This window comes from Streptococcus sp. A69, assembly GCF_058556195.1.
In genome coordinates this window covers 721,534-734,779 of sequence record NZ_JBZUJU010000001.1, presented here as the reverse complement: position 1 = coordinate 734,779, position 13,246 = coordinate 721,534, and the positions used below count along the sequence as shown (strand labels likewise).

The 13,246-nt window shown below is 43.4% G+C and carries 14 protein-coding genes, 1 pseudogene and 2 other annotated features; of the genes and pseudogenes, 13 read left to right on the top strand and 2 right to left on the bottom strand.

What is annotated here, in order from left to right; translation table 11 throughout:
* Positions 1-94: 94 nt before the first annotated feature.
* The 10 genes from AC4ME5_RS03780 to trpA all read left to right on the top strand — a co-directional run bounded on the left by AC4ME5_RS03780 (position 95) and on the right by trpA (position 10,429).
* Positions 95-787 (top strand): sugar transferase, encoded by a 693-nt coding sequence (locus tag AC4ME5_RS03780; RefSeq protein ID WP_000922228.1) that lies wholly within the window; start codon positions 95-97, stop codon positions 785-787.
* A 42-nt stretch (positions 788-829) separates the two neighbouring features.
* Complete coding sequence (locus AC4ME5_RS03775; protein WP_001134487.1) at positions 830-2,059, top strand: DegT/DnrJ/EryC1/StrS family aminotransferase; 1,230 nt, start codon at positions 830-832, stop codon at positions 2,057-2,059.
* A 34-nt stretch (positions 2,060-2,093) separates the two neighbouring features.
* Positions 2,094-2,325: a binding site (T-box leader), on the top strand.
* A 66-nt stretch (positions 2,326-2,391) separates the two neighbouring features.
* Positions 2,392-3,570, top strand: coding sequence for a tryptophan synthase subunit beta (gene trpB, locus AC4ME5_RS03770; protein ID WP_084939884.1), 1,179 nt, complete (start codon positions 2,392-2,394; stop codon positions 3,568-3,570).
* Positions 3,567-3,792: a binding site (T-box leader), on the top strand. Its footprint overlaps the gene before it by 4 nt.
* Positions 3,793-4,169: 377 nt before the next feature.
* Positions 4,170-5,531 (top strand): anthranilate synthase component I, encoded by a 1,362-nt coding sequence (trpE, locus tag AC4ME5_RS03765; protein WP_000439665.1) that lies wholly within the window; start codon positions 4,170-4,172, stop codon positions 5,529-5,531.
* The gene (locus tag AC4ME5_RS03760; RefSeq protein ID WP_000601903.1) at positions 5,528-6,094 is read left to right on the top strand and encodes an aminodeoxychorismate/anthranilate synthase component II; all 567 of its coding nucleotides are present in this window, start codon (positions 5,528-5,530) and stop codon (positions 6,092-6,094) included. The genes trpE and AC4ME5_RS03760 overlap by 4 nt, the downstream gene beginning before the upstream one ends.
* A gap of 10 nt (positions 6,095-6,104) precedes the next feature.
* Positions 6,105-7,109, top strand: coding sequence for an anthranilate phosphoribosyltransferase (trpD, locus tag AC4ME5_RS03755; protein WP_084939883.1), 1,005 nt, complete (start codon positions 6,105-6,107; stop codon positions 7,107-7,109).
* The gene (trpC, locus tag AC4ME5_RS03750) at positions 7,106-7,873 is read left to right on the top strand and encodes an indole-3-glycerol phosphate synthase TrpC (protein WP_084939882.1); all 768 of its coding nucleotides are present in this window, start codon (positions 7,106-7,108) and stop codon (positions 7,871-7,873) included. The genes trpD and trpC overlap by 4 nt, the downstream gene beginning before the upstream one ends.
* Positions 7,860-8,459 carry a phosphoribosylanthranilate isomerase gene (locus tag AC4ME5_RS03745; RefSeq protein ID WP_491800010.1) on the top strand — a complete coding sequence of 200 codons (600 nt, stop codon included), beginning with the start codon at positions 7,860-7,862 and terminating at the stop codon, positions 8,457-8,459. The genes trpC and AC4ME5_RS03745 overlap by 14 nt, the downstream gene beginning before the upstream one ends.
* Positions 8,437-9,660 (top strand): tryptophan synthase subunit beta, encoded by a 1,224-nt coding sequence (gene trpB / locus AC4ME5_RS03740; RefSeq protein WP_000331277.1) that lies wholly within the window; start codon positions 8,437-8,439, stop codon positions 9,658-9,660. Before AC4ME5_RS03745 ends, trpB (AC4ME5_RS03740) begins: the two co-directional genes overlap by 23 nt.
* Complete coding sequence (gene trpA, locus AC4ME5_RS03735; protein WP_491800008.1) at positions 9,653-10,429, top strand: tryptophan synthase subunit alpha; 777 nt, start codon at positions 9,653-9,655, stop codon at positions 10,427-10,429. Before trpB (AC4ME5_RS03740) ends, trpA begins: the two co-directional genes overlap by 8 nt.
* Here the strand turns inward: trpA and AC4ME5_RS03730 are convergent.
* A complete protein-coding gene (locus AC4ME5_RS03730) occupies positions 10,401-11,060 on the bottom strand; it encodes a prepilin peptidase (protein ID WP_491800006.1) in 660 nt (219 codons plus the stop codon). The genes trpA and AC4ME5_RS03730 overlap by 29 nt on opposite strands.
* 69 nt (positions 11,061-11,129) lie before the next feature.
* Between AC4ME5_RS03730 and AC4ME5_RS03725 the strand changes: the two genes are divergently transcribed.
* The 3 genes and pseudogenes from AC4ME5_RS03725 to AC4ME5_RS03715 all read left to right on the top strand — a co-directional run bounded on the left by AC4ME5_RS03725 (position 11,130) and on the right by AC4ME5_RS03715 (position 12,803).
* The gene (locus tag AC4ME5_RS03725) at positions 11,130-11,585 is read left to right on the top strand and encodes a GNAT family N-acetyltransferase (protein WP_491800005.1); all 456 of its coding nucleotides are present in this window, start codon (positions 11,130-11,132) and stop codon (positions 11,583-11,585) included.
* A gap of 103 nt (positions 11,586-11,688) precedes the next feature.
* Positions 11,689-12,213 carry a thiol-disulfide isomerase gene (locus AC4ME5_RS03720; protein ID WP_491800002.1) on the top strand — a complete coding sequence of 175 codons (525 nt, stop codon included), beginning with the start codon at positions 11,689-11,691 and terminating at the stop codon, positions 12,211-12,213.
* Between the two features lie 69 nt (positions 12,214-12,282).
* Positions 12,283-12,803 (top strand): annotated as a pseudogene (locus tag AC4ME5_RS03715) (hypothetical protein).
* 216 nt (positions 12,804-13,019) lie between these two features.
* On the opposite strand, the gene AC4ME5_RS03710 reads toward AC4ME5_RS03715, so the two are convergent.
* Positions 13,020-13,223 (bottom strand): CsbD family protein, encoded by a 204-nt coding sequence (locus tag AC4ME5_RS03710; protein WP_491800001.1) that lies wholly within the window; start codon positions 13,221-13,223, stop codon positions 13,020-13,022.
* Positions 13,224-13,246 lie beyond the last annotated feature (23 nt).

Below are 13,246 nucleotides of genomic sequence, written 5' to 3'. Positions count from 1 at the left end.
CTCTAAATTACAGATTTCTTGCACCGCCTTTTCCATTTTGTGGTATAATGAAAAATGTTGACAAATAGTATAATAAAAACAAAGGAGAAACAGCATGCTGAAATGGGAAGACTTGCCCGTGGAAATGCAATCAAGCGAGGTTGAGTCTTACTACCAGCTTGTCTCTAAAAGGAAAGGTTCGCTGATCTTCAAGCGTTGTCTGGACTGGGTTCTGGCCTTGGTTTTACTGATTTTGACTTCTCCCATCTTTCTTATCTTGAGCATTTGGATCAAGTTGGATAGCAAGGGACCTGTCATTTACAAGCAAGAGCGCGTGACCCAGTACAACCGTTCGTTCAAGATTTGGAAGTTCCGTACTATGGTAACGGATGCGGATAAAAAAGGAAGTCTAGTGACTTCTGCTAACGATAGCCGTATTACCAAAGTGGGAAATTTCATTCGCCGTGTGCGCTTGGACGAACTACCTCAGCTAGTCAATGTCCTTAAAGGCGAGATGTCCTTTGTTGGGACACGACCTGAGGTGCCACGCTACACGGAGCAGTATAGTCCTGAAATGATGGCGACCTTGCTCTTGCCAGCAGGAATCACCTCTCCAGCTAGTATCAACTACAAGGATGAGGACACGATCATCAGTCAAATGACGGAGAAAGGTCTGTCAGTTGACCAGGCCTATGTCGAACATGTCCTTCCTGAAAAGATGCGCTATAACCTCGCCTATCTCCGAGAGTTTAGTTTCCTTGGAGACATCAAAATCATGTTTCAAACCGTGTTTGAGGTACTAAAATAAAGTAGTCATGAGAAAATGAGTACAGATAAAAGGAGCAAATCAATGCCAAATTACAATATTCCATTTTCACCACCCGATATTACAGAAGCAGAAATTGCTGAAGTAGCGGATACCCTTCGTTCTGGTTGGATCACAACAGGTCCGAAGACAAAAGAACTGGAGCGTCGCTTGTCTCTTTACACACAGACACCTAAGACTGTCTGTCTCAACTCTGCGACTGCGGCTCTTGAGTTGATTTTACGTGTTTTGGAAGTGGGACCAGGTGATGAAGTCATCGTTCCAGCCATGACCTATACAGCTTCATGTAGTGTCATCACTCACGTAGGAGCAACACCTGTCATGGTGGATATTCAAGCAGATACGTTTGAGATGGATTATGACTTGCTTGAGCAAGCTATTACTGAGAAAACTAAGGTGATCATCCCAGTAGACCTTGCAGGGATTGTTTGCAACTATGATCGTTTGTTCCAAATTGTGGAGAAGAAACGCGATCTCTTTACTGCTTCAAGTAAGTGGCAAAAGGTCTTTAACCGTATTGTGCTTGTCTCTGATAGTGCCCATGCTTTGGGATCAACTTATAAAGGACACCCTGCGGGCTCTATCGCTGACTTTACTTCCTTCTCATTCCATGCCGTTAAAAACTTTACAACGGCTGAGGGAGGAAGTGCGACTTGGAAGGCCAATCCAGCGATTGACGACGAAGAAATGTACAAGGAATTCCAAATCCTTTCCCTTCATGGTCAGACTAAGGATGCTCTTGCTAAGATGCAATTGGGTTCATGGGAGTACGATATCGTAACACCAGCCTATAAGTGCAACATGACGGATATCATGGCTTCGATAGGTTTGGTACAATTGGATCGTTACCCTGGTTTGCTACAACGTCGTAAGGACATCGTGGATCGCTATAATCGTGGCTTTGCGGGTACTCGTATTCACCCACTGGCACACAAGACTGATACTGTCGAATCTTGTCGTCACCTCTACATCACCCATGTAGAAGGTGCTAGTCTAGAAGAGCGTAATCGTATTATCCAAGAATTGGCCAAAGCAGGAATTGCAAGTAATGTACACTACAAACCGCTTCCTCTCTTGACAGCTTATAAGAATCTTGGCTTTGATATGGCAGATTATCCAAGAGCCTATGCCTTCTTTGAAAATGAAATTACGCTCCCTCTTCATACAAAATTAAGTGATGATGAGGTTGATTATATCGTTCAGACTTTGGTGAGAATTTCCGAAGAAATACTCGGTTCAGGAAAAAAATCATAAAAAAATCTTGACAAAGATAGAACAATAACATATAATATTCTCAATAAATCAGAAAAGTAACTATATTCGATCTTCAGGGAGCCTGTGGTGATTGTGAACAGGTGGTTGGAAGTAGTGAAAGTGGGCTGATTTTAAAAATGAATTTGAAACAATGAAAATTCGGTGCGCACACCTTATAGTGCAACTTGTTGTTAGACAAGGCAGAGATGTAAAGGGGGATAGTCCCTTTACAATTGAGGTGGCACCGCGTTACCAACGCCCTCACATGGAAGTCGATTCTGTGTGTGGGCTTTTTTCATATCTTGAAATCAATACTGAAAGAGGAAAAATTTATGACAACTAAAGGTTATTTTGGACAATTTGGTGGTAGTTTTGTACCGGAGCCGATTCAGGCTTTGTTGGATGAGTTGGAAGTGACATTTGACAAGTACAAGGATGATCCAGAATTTTTGGCAGAATTTCGCCATTACTTGAAGGATTATTCAGGTCGCGAAACACCACTCTATTTTGCGGAAAGTTTGACAGATCACTTAGGTGGTGCTAAGATTTATCTCAAGCGCGAAGATCTTAACCACCTTGGTTCTCACAAGCTCAACAATGTTTTAGGACAAATTCTTCTTGCCAAACGTATGGGCAAAAAACGAGTGATCGCAGAAACAGGAGCTGGTCAGCACGGTGTTGCGACAGCAGCTGCTGCGGCCAAGTTTGGTATGGCCTGTGATGTCTACATGGGGGCAGAAGATGTGGAGCGTCAACGTCTCAATGTTTTCCGTATGGAGATGATGGGAGCGACCGTTCATGCAGTTGAAACGGGAACACGAACTCTTAAGGATGCGGTTGATGCAGCCTTTGGAGCATGGATGAATGACCTTGAAGCCTTCTACGTTTTGGGATCTGCTGTAGGCCCTCACCCTTATCCTACCATTGTTCATGAATTCCAAAAGGTCATCAGTGAAGAATCTCGTTGTCAAATCTTAGAAAAAGAAGGTCGTTTACCAGACTACGTCATTGCCTGTGTAGGTGGTGGTTCCAATGCCATCGGTGCTTTTTCACAGTATGTGGCTGATGAAGAAGTCAAATTGGTTGGGGTCGAAGCTGCCGGTCACGGACTTGACACAGACAAGCATGCAGCCACTATGACAAAGGGTAGTGTCGGAATTGTCGATGGTATGAAGACCTATGCAGTCTTTAAGGAAGACGGAGAGCTGGCGCCAGTTTACTCTATCTCAGCTGGTTTGGACTATCCAGGGGTTGGCCCAGAACACGCCTACTTCAAAGATTCTGGCCGCGTAGAATACGTAGCAGCGACAGATGAAGAAGCTGTTCAAGCCTTGCTCCTTCTAAGCAAGACTGAAGGGATTATCCCAGCGATCGAAAGTTCTCACGCTATCGCAGAAGCGGTTAAACGTGCACCGAAACTAAGTAAAGATGAGATTATCATCATCAATGTCTCTGGTCGTGGAGACAAGGACGTAGCTGCTATTGCAGACTACCTAGAAGCTAAAAAATAAGAGATGGAAAAATTACAGTCTTTTCTCTCACAGAGAGCTTGTGGTTGCTGGAAACAAGCAGAGAAAGCTGTAAGGTTGGGTCCATCTGAAACGAGAGAAGAAAACATAATTCTCAAGGGAGTGCCCTTTATCGCACAGCCTGTTACAGGAGCTTTCTGAGACAGGAATGAGAGATAGGAGAAATCCTATAATTGAGGTGGCACCGCGAATTTCGTCCTCACGCAAGTTATTTTGCGTGGGGATTTTTATATATTTATCGTAGATATGGTCATCAGTTTTAAACTATACTTCATCAATAGATAGATTTCTATAAAATATTTGTGAACGAAGTGAGTTTCTAAAAGATGTTTCCCGCCATAGTGGTATTCTAGAGAAGCAAAGATGCTTATCTAGAACGGAATTTTTGAGAGTAAAATAGTTCGGGGAACTATTTTAGCCTGAGCCTAGAAATTAATGAGCGAGGAGCTCGAAAATTAGGTCTTTCATTTCATGGATTTCTAAAATCATCCACTGGATAATTTTACCTCCCGTCCGCACTATTTAAGGGAAATAGAAAAAAGACAAAAAATTAAAAATAAGAAACTGAAAGGGAAATTACAATGGAACGAATCATTCATGGAGATGTCTTATCACCAATCTTGGCTTATATGCGCTTAAAAGGGCAACACAAGGTGATCTTAGAAAGTATTCCGAGAGACAAGGAAACCGCTCGTTTTTCTATCTTAGCCTATAATCCAGTTTTTGAGATTCAGTTTGAAAATGGAGTCCTTTATCAAAATGGGCAAGTGATTGATCGGGATCCCTTGGATTTCCTTTATGAAGTGACTCATAAGAGCCAACACCATTCAGACCTCCCTTTTGGTGGGGGAGCCATTGGCTTTGTGGGTTACGATATGATTTCGCTCTATGAGGAAATCGGCCAAATCCCTCAAGATACCATTGGGACTCCAGACATGCATTTCTTTGTCTATGAGAGCTACATGGTCTTTGACCACAAGAAGGAAAAAATCCATGTCATCGAAGATGCTCTTTATAGCGATCGCAGTCAAGAAGATTTGGAAGCAGCCTTGAAGCAAGTGCTTGAGGAATTACGCATTCCTGCTTCAAATGAATTTGAAGACCTGGATCTATCTCCGTTAGACTTCAAACCCCATATCGCTCCTCAGAAGTTTGAGCAAATGGTGGAAATCGCTCGTGGCTTGATTCGTAATGGTGATATGTTCCAATGCGTGCTCAGTCAACGTTTCTCAGCAGAAGTTACTGGAAATCCATTTGACTTCTACAGAAATCTTCGCGTGACCAATCCATCTAATTACCTCTATTTCTATGACTTTGGTGACTATCAAATCATCGGTGCCAGTCCGGAAAGTTTGGTTTCTGTCAAAAATGGCATCGTGACAACCAATCCGATTGCGGGTACACGACCAAGAGGGGCTACGGATGAAGAGGACAAGGCCTTGGCGACAGACCTGCTTGCTGATGAGAAGGAAACAGCAGAACATCTGATGTTGGTAGACTTGGGGCGTAACGATATTGGCCGCATCTCTGAAACATCCAGTGTTCAAGTTACCAAGTATATGGAAGTGGAGCTCTTCCGCTATGTCATGCATTTAACCAGTGTTGTGAGAGGGCGTTTGCTTCCAGAACTCACTGCCATGGATGCCTTGAAAGCAACACTTCCAGCTGGAACAGTTTCAGGAGCACCAAAGATTCGGGCCATGAGACGGATCTATGAACTGGAAACAGAAAAACGGGGCTTATACGCAGGAGCAATCGGCTACTTGTCTGCGACGGGTGATATGGATTTGGCCATTGCCATCCGAACTATGATTCTTAAAAATCAAACAGCCTATGTGCAGGCTGGGGCAGGGATTGTCTACGACTCCATCGCCCAAAACGAATACCAAGAAACCATTAACAAAGCAAAATCTATGACTAGAATTGGAGAACTAAGACCATGATTTTATTGATTGACAACTATGATTCTTTTACCTATAACCTGGCACAGTACATTGGGAATTTTGCAGAAGTGCAGGTTTTGAGAAATGATGATCCCAAGCTGTATGAAGAAGCTGAAAAAGCAGATGGTCTGGTCTTTTCTCCTGGTCCTGGTTGGCCAGTTGATGCTGGAAAGATGGAAGACATGATTCGTGATTTTGCTGGCAAGAAGCCGATTCTAGGGATTTGTTTGGGACACCAAGCCATTGCAGAAGTCTTTGGTGGGAAGCTAGGTTTGGCTCCCAAAGTCATGCATGGGAAACAGAGTCATATCAGCTTTGAAGTGCCTTCTGTTCTCTATCAAGGCATTGAGGATGGCCGTCCGGTCATGCGTTACCACAGTATTTTGATTGAAAAAATGCCTGAAGACTTTGAAGTGACAGCTCGTTCGATTGATGACCAAGCCATTATGGGAATTCAACACAAAACCCTGCCGATTTATGGCTTCCAGTACCATCCAGAAAGTATCGGAACGCCAGATGGCTTGTCTTCTATTCGGAATTTTATCGAGAAGGTTGTAAAGTGAGGAAACTAGGATGAAAGAGATTATTGAAAAACTAGCAAAATTTGAAAATTTATCAGGTGTGGAAATGACGGATGTCATTGAGCGTATCGTAACTGGGCGTGTAACCGAAGCTCAGATTGCTTCTCTCCTTTTAGCCCTTAAGATGAAGGGGGAAACACCTGAAGAACGCACAGCCATTGCACAAGTCATGAGAGGCCATGCCCAACACATTCCAACTGAAATTCATGATGCCATGGACAACTGCGGTACAGGTGGAGACAAGTCCTTCAGCTTTAACATTTCGACAACTGCAGCCTTTGTCTTGGCTGGTGGTGGTATTCATATGGCTAAGCACGGTAACCGTTCGATTTCTTCTAAATCGGGTTCGGCAGACGTCCTTCAAGCATTGGGCATCAATCTTGACCTCAAACCAGCTGAACTAGGTAAGGTTTTCGATAAAACTGGAATCGTCTTTCTCTTTGCTAAAAATATGCACCCAGCTATGAAGTACATCATGCCCGCTCGTTTGGAACTAGGAATTCCAACGATCATGAACTTGACTGGTCCACTGATTCACCCAATGGCTTTGGAAACACAGCTTCTTGGTATTAGTCGTCCAGAACTGCTAGAAAGTACCGCTCAGGTTTTGAAAAATATGGGTCGCAAACGTGCCGTCGTGGTTGCTGGACCAGAAGGGCTAGATGAAGCTGGCTTGAACGGAACAACCAAGATTGCTCTTCTTGAAAATGGCGAAATCACCTTGTCAAGTTTCACTCCAGAAGATTTGGGGATGGAACGCTACGCTATCGAAGATATTCGTGGAGGGAATGCTCAGGAAAATGCAGAAATTTTGCTCAGCGTTCTTAAAAACGAACCAAGTCCATTCTTGGAAACGACAATCTTGAATGCTGGTCTTGGTTTCTATGCTAATGGTAAGGTTGATAGTATCAAGGAAGGAGTTGCCTTGGCCCGTCAAGTGATTGCTAGTGGCCAGGCCCTTGAAAAACTCAGACTGTTACAGGAGTACCAAAAATGAGTCAGGAATTTTTAGCACGAATCTTAGAGCAGAAGGCGCGTGAAGTCGAGCAAATGGAGCTGGAGGAAGTCCAGCCCTTGCGCAAGACCTATCGCTTAGCTGACTATTTAAAAAAACATCAAGACCGTTTGCAGGTAATCGCTGAGGTCAAGAAGGCTAGCCCTAGTCTGGGAGATATCAATCTCGATGTGGATATTGTGCAACAGGCCCAGACTTATGAAGCAAATGGAGCAGTGATGATTTCAGTTTTGACAGATGAGGTTTTCTTTAAAGGACATTTGGATTATTTGCGTGAGATTTCCAGTCAGGTAGGAATTCCGACGCTCAACAAGGACTTTATCATCGATGAAAAGCAAATCATCCGTGCTCGCAATGCCGGTGCAACAGTTATCCTGCTCATCGTGGCTGCCTTGTCAGAAGAACGACTCAAGGAACTGTATGACCACGCGACAGAGCTTGGTCTGGAAGTCTTGGTGGAAACTCACAATCTAGCTGAACTAGAAGTGGCCCACAGACTGGGTGCTCAGATTATTGGGGTTAATAACCGCAACTTGACCACCTTTGAGGTCGATTTGCAGACCAGTGTAGACTTGGCCCAGCACTTTGAGGAAGGTAACTATTACATTTCTGAATCAGCCATTTTCACAGGGCAGGATGCGGAACGAGTAGCACCATACTTTAACGGAATTTTGGTGGGAACAGCGCTCATGCAGGTAGAAGATGTAGCCCAGAGAATCAAGGAGTTGCAGATTGACAAAGGTTAAAATTTGTGGACTGTTGACCAAAGAAGCGGTAAAAACAGCTGTATCAGCAGGGGCAGACTACATCGGTTTTGTCTTTGCACCTAGTAAAAGACAGGTGACCTTGGAAGAGGCTACAGAGCTGGCAAAGCTCATTCCTGCAGATGTACAAAAGGTTGGCGTATTTGTTTCACCAAGTCGGGCTCAACTGCTAGAAGCGATTGACAAAGTTGGCTTGGACTTGGTACAAGTTCATGGTCAGGTAGCAGATGGTTTGTTTGAGGATTTGCCTTGTGCCAGCATTCAGGCTGTTCAAGTCGATGGAGAGGGTCATGTACCCAATTCTCAGGCAGACTATCTACTCTTTGATGCCCCTGTAGCAGGGAGTGGCCAGACCTTTGATTGGGGTCAACTGGATACGACAGGACTAGCGCAGCCCTTCTTTATCGCAGGTGGCCTTAATGAAGACAATGTAGTACAAGCAATTCAACACTTTACTCCCTATGCAGTAGATGTATCGAGCGGAGTGGAGACAGATGGACAAAAAGATCAGGAAAAGATTAGAAGATTTATAGAGAGGGTAAAGCATGGCATATCAAGAACCAAATAAAGATGGATTTTACGGAAAATTCGGCGGACGTTTCGTCCCAGAAACATTGATGACAGCAGTTTTGGAGTTGGAAAAAGCTTATCGTGAAAGTCAGGCGGACCCAAGTTTCCAAGAGGAATTAAACCAGCTCTTACGCCAGTATGTAGGACGTGAAACTCCCCTTTACTACGCAAAAAACTTGACCCAGCATATCGGCGGAGCCAAGATTTATCTTAAACGGGAAGACCTCAACCATACAGGGGCTCACAAGATTAATAATGCCTTGGGACAGGTTCTTCTCGCTAAACGCATGGGCAAAAAGAAAATCATCGCTGAAACTGGTGCTGGTCAGCACGGTGTGGCAACTGCAACAGCTGCGGCCCTCTTTAACATGGAATGTACCATCTATATGGGTGAGGAAGATGTCAAACGCCAAGCCCTTAATGTCTTTCGTATGGAGCTTTTGGGAGCTAAGGTTGAGGCCGTGACAGATGGTTCGCGCGTGCTCAAGGATGCGGTCAATGCAGCCCTCCGTTCATGGGTGGCAAATATCGACGATACCCACTATATCCTTGGTTCTGCCTTGGGGCCTCATCCTTTCCCAGAAATCGTTCGTGACTTCCAAAGTGTTATCGGACGCGAAGCCAAACAACAGTACCGTGAATTGACTGGGAAAGACTTGCCAGATGCTCTAGTAGCCTGTGTTGGTGGTGGTTCTAATGCTATCGGTCTCTTCCATCCATTTGTAGAAGATGAGTCAGTAGCCATGTATGGGGCTGAAGCGGCAGGACTTGGTGTGGATACGGAACACCACGCAGCTACCTTGACCAAGGGGCGTCCGGGTGTCCTTCACGGTTCCCTCATGGATGTGCTCCAAGATGCTCATGGTCAAATTCTTGAAGCTTTCTCTATCTCAGCAGGTTTGGACTATCCTGGTATCGGTCCAGAACATTCTCACTACCACGATATCAAACGTGCCAGCTATGTCCCCGTGACAGATGAGGAAGCCTTGGAAGGATTCCAGCTCTTGTCTCGTGTGGAAGGGATTATCCCAGCCTTGGAATCTAGCCACGCTATCGCCTTCGCAGTGAAATTGGCCAAAGAACTCGGACCAGAAAAGTCTATGATTGTCTGCCTATCCGGTCGTGGGGACAAGGATGTAGTTCAAGTCAAAGACCGCTTAGAAGCAGATGCAGCAAAGAAGGGAGAAGCGCATGCCTAAGACACTAACAGAAAAATTAAATGCTATCAAAGCAGCTGGAAAGGGAATTTTCGTTCCTTATATCATGGCTGGGGACCATGAGAAAGGTTTGGATGGTCTCGCTGAAACAATCCACTTTTTAGAAGATTTGGGTGTTTCAGCTATTGAAGTGGGCATTCCCTTTTCAGACCCTGTTGCAGATGGACCTGTGATCGAAGAAGCTGGCTTACGCAGTCTAGCTCGCGGGACTTCTACCCAAGCTTTGGTTGAAACCTTGAAAACCATTCAGACTGAGGTGCCACTGGTCATCATGACCTACTTCAACCCCCTCTTTCAGTACGGTGTGGAGAAATTTGTCAAAGATCTGGCAGATACAGCAGTTAAGGGCTTGATTATCCCAGACCTGCCTCATGAGCATGCCAACTTTGTAGAGCCATTTTTGGTAGACACAGATATCGCCTTGATTCCCCTAGTTAGTTTGACCACAGGACTTGAGCGCCAAAAAGAGTTGATCAAGGGAGCTGAAGGATTCGTCTATGCCGTTGCTGTCAATGGGGTGACAGGGAAATCAGGAAATTACCGTGCAGACTTGGACAAGCACTTGGCGCAACTGCATCAAGTAACTGACATCCCTGTATTGACAGGCTTCGGTGTGTCTAGCCAGGCTGATGTAGAACGTTTCAATGCGGTGTCAGATGGCGTTATCGTCGGTTCGAAAATTGTAAAAGCTCTCCACCAAGGAGAGCCGATTGAGGACTTTATCAAACAAGCAGTAGCTTACCAAAAATAATCACACAAGTAGCAAGTAAGAGGAAAGGCACAAAAGGAAGTCTTTCCTTTTTCTTTTGCGAAAGAAAGGCTAAAATCCCTGCCGCAGAAGCGAACTGAATCAAGATGAGTAATTCTGTCACGCTAAAGACGAGCGCACAAGAAGCCAGAAATAGAAAATCCCCTGCGCCCATGCGGATATCGATAAAATGGGCCATGATTCCGAGGGCAAGGAAAAAGAACATAATCGGATTCCAACCACAGAAAGCCATGAGTATTAGGTGGAAAGTCATCCAGACTAGTAAGGGATATTCCTGATGGCGAAAGTCATAGATTCCCAAGGTTAAGCCAGCAGTGATTAGGATGACTTGACCCAAGGAAAGCCAGCTCCAAGCCCAAGCTAGAAAGAGGACACCCAAGCCCAATTCAAAGAGGGCATACCAGAATGGATAGCGAGCCTTGCAGTAGCGACAGCGAAAGCGATTAACCACCTGCGAAAGGATAGGAATCAAATCTAAGGGACGCAAGCGAGTCTGACAGGAATCGCAGTGGCTAGCTGGTCGAATAATGGATTGCTCAGGGAAACGGTCAATAACCAAACTCAAGAAAGAAGCGAGAATGCTCCCGACAAGAAAATAATAAAGATCAATCATACTTATCTATTCGTAAAAAATAGGAGAAGTAGTATAATAAAGAAACATTGATAAGATGGTGAGGTCAAGATGATGATTCGTTTTGAAGAAAATGTGAGCATAGAAAATGCTCAGCTCTTATGCCAATGGTCCAACTCCCTTGGCAAATCCTTTCAAGAACAATGGATGGGAACAATGATTCCTTTTCCTTTAACAATTCAAATCTTGCAAGATTTGGAAGGAATCTTTTCAATCTTTGATGGACAAGAGTTTGTGGGGCTTATCCAGAAAATCAGGCTAGAAGACAAGAATCTTCATATCGGGAGATTTTTTATCAATCCCCAGAAACAGGGGCAGGGCTTAGGCAGCCAGGCTTTAAGGGAATTTGTTAGTTTGGCCTTTGAAAATGAAGACATAGATACTATTTCTCTAAATGTCTACGAGGCAAATCAAACAGCTTACATGCTTTACCAAAAAGAAGGATTTGAAATCGTTCAAATGGTTGAAGTACCTATACGAAAATACATCATGAAAAAGGGCAAATAGCAGTCACATGGGGCTAGAGTTCCAAGGATTTTCAAGGATAAAGAAGTTATCTTTCAAAGTTAGAAACAAGATTTCTATGATTTTTTAGATAGAGGAGATAAAAATGTCGAGACCTAGAAAAATACGAATCTTGCTCGCTTCTGTACTTGCCTTAGTTGTTGGTATCACTCTTTATTCTCAGTATCAAAGCCACCAAGAACGGTTCCAATTAAAGGCTTCTTTTGAAGAGAGGGACAATACAGCTGTCTTACAACATTTAATGGATTCAGGAAAATATGCGTCTGACATGCGAAAAGCAGGTTATATTGTTCCCCCTGACGGTGCCATCCGCTTGGATGGAGGAATTGACTCCATAGGGATAAAAGGAGACATCGATTTGAAAATGTTGAATCCTAGTAGGGATGAAGTCTCGGTTTTATTTGAAACAATGGTAAATGAGGAACAAATAAATGCCTACTATATTTTAGATCATCAATTAACCCTAAAACGTAGTTACTATTCTCATATTAGTAATCATAAAAAAGAAAGTGTGACCATCTCTCAAGCCGAAGAAGAACACCTGTTAAAGATTGTTCGAACAGAGTTGAAAGTTTTTCTAGATAAGATGTATCAGACTTTGTATGGTTGATGTTACCAGTGAGAAATGGAAGCGAGACTCTGTTCAGAATGTCAACGATGATGAGAAAGGGGGGATAAAATGTTTACAGAATTGCTTTTTATCGTCTCTTTTGTCTTACTTTTACGTTTGTTTAAAAGTAGGCGCTCACGAATCTTTATAGGAGTCTTGTATAGTTTGCTGCTAGTCTGGTTTGTCCTTTCAGTTTTGAACTATGGCAAATACACTCTTCAACCAGGTCAATCCGTCAACTTAAGAGTAAATCCCAGAACACAAGATTTGGAATACTATTCAATCTTCATCTTGAAGAAAAATGATTCAAGTAAAATTAAATTAACTGGCTCTGGTGTTTGGAGTGAGAGAAACAGCGATGTTTACTATGAAGTAGAGGGACAAAAAATTATAAAAAGCCATGGTTTGGACGAGGAGGATGAAGAACTTCCAAACAAGCAAGCAGATATTTATTTAGTAAAAGATGGAGTTGTTGTGAGTTACCAAGGTGAAAAGTATTTGATGCCACCAATAACAAGCCCTACACGATAACCATTACCAATGTAGACACCCAGCCAGCCCAATTTGAGGCTCAGGTGGTGGATAAATAAGCCAGTCTAGTAGTGTGCAGCTTTTAAATTTTCTTTCTTTAAAAGGGAGATATTATTTTAAGTGAGCAAAAAAGCCCTGAAACCAGAGCCTTTCCTATTAAGAATCTCTTTTAACGAAAAATGGGAAGCGTGTTTAGAATCCGATCTACAAAAAAAGAGGACATTTACGGTCCTCTTTTTGACTACTATAATGAAAAGGTCAATTAACGTTTAGCCTTATTTTTCATCTTTGTGAAGCATGTTTTTCACACCTTCAATAGCGCCTTCGACAGCGTCTTTAGCATCTTCAGCAACTTCTTTTACTTTAGATACTACTTTTTCAGTTGCGCCTTCTTTTTCCATTTTTTCATCGCCGATCATTTTGCCGACACCTTCTTTAATGGAACCTTTTGCTTGATTAAATTTTTCTTCTGTTGACATGATTCTGCCTCCTTTAAATTGAT

What these genes read in the sequence shown, in the direction of transcription:
- trpB (WP_000331277.1), top strand. Translation starts at nt 8,437, where the DNA reads ATGGCATATCAAGAACCAAATAAAGATGGATTTTACGGAAAATTCGGC.
- trpB (WP_084939884.1), top strand. Translation starts at nt 2,392, where the DNA reads ATGACAACTAAAGGTTATTTTGGACAATTTGGTGGTAGTTTTGTACCG.
- trpA (WP_491800008.1), top strand. Translation starts at nt 9,653, where the DNA reads ATGCCTAAGACACTAACAGAAAAATTAAATGCTATCAAAGCAGCTGGA.
- AC4ME5_RS03720 (WP_491800002.1), top strand. Translation starts at nt 11,689, where the DNA reads ATGTCGAGACCTAGAAAAATACGAATCTTGCTCGCTTCTGTACTTGCC.
- AC4ME5_RS03775 (WP_001134487.1), top strand. Translation starts at nt 830, where the DNA reads ATGCCAAATTACAATATTCCATTTTCACCACCCGATATTACAGAAGCA.
- trpC (WP_084939882.1), top strand. Translation starts at nt 7,106, where the DNA reads ATGAGTCAGGAATTTTTAGCACGAATCTTAGAGCAGAAGGCGCGTGAA.
- AC4ME5_RS03760 (WP_000601903.1), top strand. Translation starts at nt 5,528, where the DNA reads ATGATTTTATTGATTGACAACTATGATTCTTTTACCTATAACCTGGCA.
- AC4ME5_RS03730 (WP_491800006.1), bottom strand. Translation starts at nt 11,060, where the DNA reads ATGATTGATCTTTATTATTTTCTTGTCGGGAGCATTCTCGCTTCTTTC.
- trpD (WP_084939883.1), top strand. Translation starts at nt 6,105, where the DNA reads ATGAAAGAGATTATTGAAAAACTAGCAAAATTTGAAAATTTATCAGGT.
- AC4ME5_RS03780 (WP_000922228.1), top strand. Translation starts at nt 95, where the DNA reads ATGCTGAAATGGGAAGACTTGCCCGTGGAAATGCAATCAAGCGAGGTT.
- AC4ME5_RS03710 (WP_491800001.1), bottom strand. Translation starts at nt 13,223, where the DNA reads ATGTCAACAGAAGAAAAATTTAATCAAGCAAAAGGTTCCATTAAAGAA.
- trpE (WP_000439665.1), top strand. Translation starts at nt 4,170, where the DNA reads ATGGAACGAATCATTCATGGAGATGTCTTATCACCAATCTTGGCTTAT.
- AC4ME5_RS03725 (WP_491800005.1), top strand. Translation starts at nt 11,130, where the DNA reads ATGATGATTCGTTTTGAAGAAAATGTGAGCATAGAAAATGCTCAGCTC.